The sequence below is a fragment of the uncultured Campylobacter sp. genome (assembly GCF_937949835.1).
Taxonomy (GTDB): Bacteria; Campylobacterota; Campylobacteria; order Campylobacterales; family Campylobacteraceae; genus Campylobacter_B.
Map to the genome: position 1 here is coordinate 1 of NZ_CALEDC010000270.1, position 3,491 is coordinate 3,491.

At 45.9% G+C, this 3,491-nt stretch carries 2 protein-coding genes and 1 pseudogene; all 3 read left to right on the forward strand.

The window, feature by feature from the left end; genetic code table 11:
* A pseudogene (locus Q0256_RS06045) lies at positions 1 to 250 on the forward strand (heavy metal translocating P-type ATPase); the annotation flags it as partial.
* A gap of 458 nt (positions 251 to 708) precedes the next feature.
* Positions 709 to 1,959 carry an ankyrin repeat domain-containing protein gene (locus Q0256_RS06050; protein ID WP_297961137.1) on the forward strand — a complete coding sequence of 417 codons (1,251 nt, stop codon included), beginning with the start codon at positions 709 to 711 and terminating at the stop codon, positions 1,957 to 1,959.
* 680 nt (positions 1,960 to 2,639) lie between these two features.
* A partial coding sequence (locus Q0256_RS06055; RefSeq protein WP_297961140.1) for a Na+/H+ antiporter NhaC family protein occupies positions 2,640 to 3,491 on the forward strand: 852 nt, incomplete at its 3' end.

Below are 3,491 nucleotides of genomic sequence, written 5' to 3' on the forward strand. Positions count from 1 at the left end.
GATTTTTATAAAAAACGACCTTGCAAGCGTGCTATATCTATTCCGCCTATCGGAAGCTGCCATGCGGACGATCAAGCAAAACCTCTTCTGGGCGCTGTTTTACAACGCCGTGTGTATCCCGATCGCGGCAGGTGCGCTATATCCAGCGCTCGGCGTGCTTTTAAAGCCGATGTACGGCGCCGCGGCGATGTGCTTTAGCTCCGTGACGGTCGTGCTAAATTCCATCAGATTGAAATTTACTAAATTTTAACGCGGCGGATTTTGCGCTAGACGCGGAATTTTATGGGGTGAAATTTTAATTGTTCCGTGCAAAACGCGTAAAATTCTTTCATTCTGCAAGGAATTCTACCTCGCAAATTCTATCTCGCTACTAATGCGCGTAGAATTCCACGGAGGAGCTGTGTTTGTAAAATTTTATTTCACGATAAACCTAGCACGGAATTCCACTAGATTTGTACAGCTTGCAAAATTTTATTTTATTGCTAGCTCGCGCTTAAATTTTAAAATTTTAGCCTGCCGATCGCTGTGCCCTCATATAGTGCCCTCCATTGCTGCGCCTATAACTACCATTATTTAACGCTGCTCGCCGCCACGCCGTAAAATTTTAAAAATTTCGTAAAATTTTATAAAGCTGAAATGAATTCCATAAAATTCCACCGCCAGCACTAAGTTTTAATAAATAAATTTAAAGGTAAAATAACGCTTCAAATGCAATTCGAGGTAGCGATGCGAAAAATTCTAATGGGTTCGTTTGTTTTTTGCGGCACGCTTTTTGGCGCTTCTTGTGAGCAGATACTAAGCGATCCGCGCGGCTTTTTTAGCAAAGAGCCTGCGGACGAAGAGCTGCTGCAAAGCGATTTTGGCTGTAAAGGCTCGCTAGCTGGCGCAGAATTTTTGCAAAATTTAAAAAGCGCGGCTTCTGAGATCAGGGACGAAAATATCGATTGTGTCGGTAACGAAGCCTTGCTGAACGAAAAAAGGCTTGAGCGAACCTTGGCATTTGCGGGGATGGATGGCGAGGGCTTTTTAAGCTATGCCAAAGAGAAAAACTACGCGCAAATTAGCGAAAAATCGCTTGAAGCCTTAGAATTTTACTCCGAGCGCAAGATTGGAAATTTCATCGCTTATGGCAATTTTATGGGCGAGATCCCGGCAGCCAGGGAGGCGTTAAGAGATTATTTCGCCGCCAAATTTAACAAAAACGACGCCGATGAGCTGGCAAGCGCCGTGATAGCGGAATTTATCGCATATGCTGCAAAGGATCGCAAGGCGGAAGATTACGGTGAGCTTGAGCTGGCGCTAAAAGGCGGAGTAGGCGCAGATGAGTTTCGTACGCTACTTTTTAGCAAGGATTTTGCAATTTACGAGCTTGATAATGCCCTGGATCTGGCACTTTTGCTAGGATATGACGAGCGCTTTAGCGGCGCTTTGATCGAGCGAGGCGCGCAGGTGAATGCTGGCGAGGAAAATTCGCTATTTTACGCGATGAATAATGTTCAAAGCGCTAAATTTATGATCTCTAAAGGCGCTTTGGTTGGCTATAAAAACTCACTTGGGCAAACTCCAATATTTTTCGCCGCCGCGGCAAAAAATTATGAGCTCGTAAAGTTGCTAATCTACTCGCATGCTAGCGTAAATGTCCGCCAGATCGGCAGCGCCGAGGCCCAGGCTCTAGCATCGTTAGGCGAGCGTAACGACGGCTGTGAGCGTTCAGGAGCGGGCAAGACGCTGCTGATGTTTGCGGCGCAAAAAAGTACCAAGCAGATCGTTGAATTGCTCGTAAAATCGGGCGCAAACGAAAAGGCGATCGATGAGGCGGGGCTAAATGCGCTAGACTACGCGCTTGCGGGTGGTGAAGCGGCTACGCAGAGCTATTTGCGCTCGCTTGGACTAAGTCCTACGCAAGCAAGCGATGATTTTACGAGCGATCCGCAAGATGCGCCTGAGCGTGAGAATTAGCAGGCTTGATTTAAAGGGCCGCTTACCGCTTCGTCGTTTTAGGTTTGTAGCGTTTTTGGGTTACAAAAGCCTTATGAGCTTTAAATTTAGAGTTTTGCCGCTTTGTAAATTCTATAAATTTAGCGAATTTTTCGAGTGCAATTTGGTTAAATTTAACGCTTTAAAATTTTATCGCTTTGCTTGCGCAGGTTGCATGCACTGAAATTTTATAAACGCGCAGACGAGCTTTAAAAATGGCGATTTGTGCATTTATGCGTGATAAAATTTTTGCTGAGGGATTTTGGTTTGCGATCAAGAGCGGGATTTCGTCAAATTTTGCGCGAGAAATTTATCCTTTTGCGACAAAGTAAGCGCTGCAACATTGCGGAATTTTACCTTGACTTGGGGCTTTTGCTATGTTAAGTAAAATTTTAAATGCGTTTATAAAACGCTTTTGATTACGCCGCGCGCGGTATTTTGCATCGGAGAGATTTTATTGTGCGATAAGTTGCTTAAAAATGCGTTCGTAAAATTGCAAACGCAGTAAAATTGTAGAGTTTGCTGCGCGATTAAGGCGCTCAAAAATCGCCGTAAAAGAAAGCACGCAATACGAATAATTGCTGCAAAGTGCGCAGAATTTTAAAATTTAACCCCCGATCGGAGGTTAAATTTTAAAATTTTATCAATCATCAAGGATTAAAATGTTGAAAAATTTGCTTATCTTTACGGCGATTTTTTTGCCCGCGCTGGCGCTTGCGGACGTGGAGCCCGCCGTGCGAAACAGCGAGCTTTACGGCATGCTGACGCTTATCCCGCCGGTTGCGGCGATCGTGCTTGCTTTTATCACCAAAGACGTGATTTTGTCGCTGTTTTTGGGCGTGCTAAGCGGGACTTTTCTCGTCGGTATGGTAGATCACAGCATCGCAGCTTCGGCGCTTTTTGCTTTTACGAACCTGTGCTCGCGCGTAGTAAAATCGATGGCGGATACGTGGAACGCGGGCATTTTGCTTCAGGTCATGTGTATCGGCGGGCTCATCGCTCTGGTGACCAAAAGCGGCGGCACAAAGGCGCTTGCGCTCTGGCTTAGCAAGCACGCAGACACTCCCGTTTTAGGTCAAATTTATACTTGGCTCATGGGTATCGTGATATTTTTCGACGATTACGCAAACGCGCTGATCGTGGGCCCTATCATGCGACCGCTTATGGATAAATTTAAAATTTCGCGCGCGAAATTCGCCTTCATCATAGACGCGACCGCCGCGCCGATCACCGGCATCGCCGTGATCTCCACCTGGGTCGGAGTTGAAATTTCGGCGATCAAAGAGGCCTACTCGCAGATCGGCATAGAAAACATAAACGCCTTTACCGTATTCGTAGAGACGATCCCGTATAGATTTTATAATATTTTCATGATCTTTTTCGTAGTCGCCACGGCAGTGATGAGTAGGGAGTTTGGCTCGATGTATCGCGCAGAGATCGCATCTCGCGGCGGCAAGAGCGGAGCTGCGGATTTTAAAATCAAAAATTTAGAGGATCAAATTTTCGTGCCCAAA